1 protein-coding gene is annotated in these 709 nt (G+C 43.3%); it reads right to left on the bottom strand.

Annotated elements, in window-relative coordinates; genetic code table 11:
* Window positions 1-138 precede the first annotated feature (138 nt).
* The coding region (locus GPK58_RS12560; RefSeq protein WP_215638741.1) for an RNA-guided endonuclease InsQ/TnpB family protein at window positions 139-709 on the bottom strand (571 nt) is incomplete at its 5' end.

Genomic DNA, 709 nt, shown 5'->3' on the forward strand with positions numbered 1-709 from the left:
CCACTTAAATCTTACGATTTTGAAGTGGGGGCTTCCTGCTCGATTACCCTTTAGGGCAAAGCTAAAACAGGCTATCCCCGCGTGTCCCGCGGTTTTGTTTTTTATGTTTATCCGGTTACGGATTTTTTTCTTGTGCCGTCAGGCACATTCTTTATAGATTCTTTTTCCTTCTTCACGGATGTTGACTGCTGCATTCACATCCCGGTCCATCCTGTTTCCACATTCACAAACATACATTCTATCCGACAATGCCAGTTCCTTTTTCTTATGTCCGCATAGACTGCAGATCTTGCTGGATGCAAAATAACGGTCTACTTTTATAAGATGTTTTCCACATTCTTCCAGCTTGTATCCCAGCATGAACAGAAACTGCCCGTACCCGTTATCCTGCACACCTTTCCCAAGGTGCAGCCCTCCGGACATTCCCTTCAGATTCAGATCTTCCACACATACTGCATCATATCTTTCCGCAAGCTCCCTGCTGAGCTTATGCTGGAAATCTTTTCTCTGGTTCTTTATCTTTTCATGACATAAAGCTACCCTTTTTTTCTGTTTCTGATAGTTCCGGCTTTCTTTTTCACAGTGGGAGAGCTTTCTCTGTTCTCTTGCAAGTTTTTTCTCTGCTTTTCTGTAAAACATAGGGTACCCGGCTCTTTCTCCTGTAGAAAATACACACATTCCCTGCATGGCAAAATCGATCCCAAGAAAT

This window comes from Blautia sp. MCC270 (genome assembly GCF_018785605.1).
Classification (GTDB): domain Bacteria; phylum Bacillota; class Clostridia; order Lachnospirales; family Lachnospiraceae; genus Blautia_A; species Blautia_A fusiformis.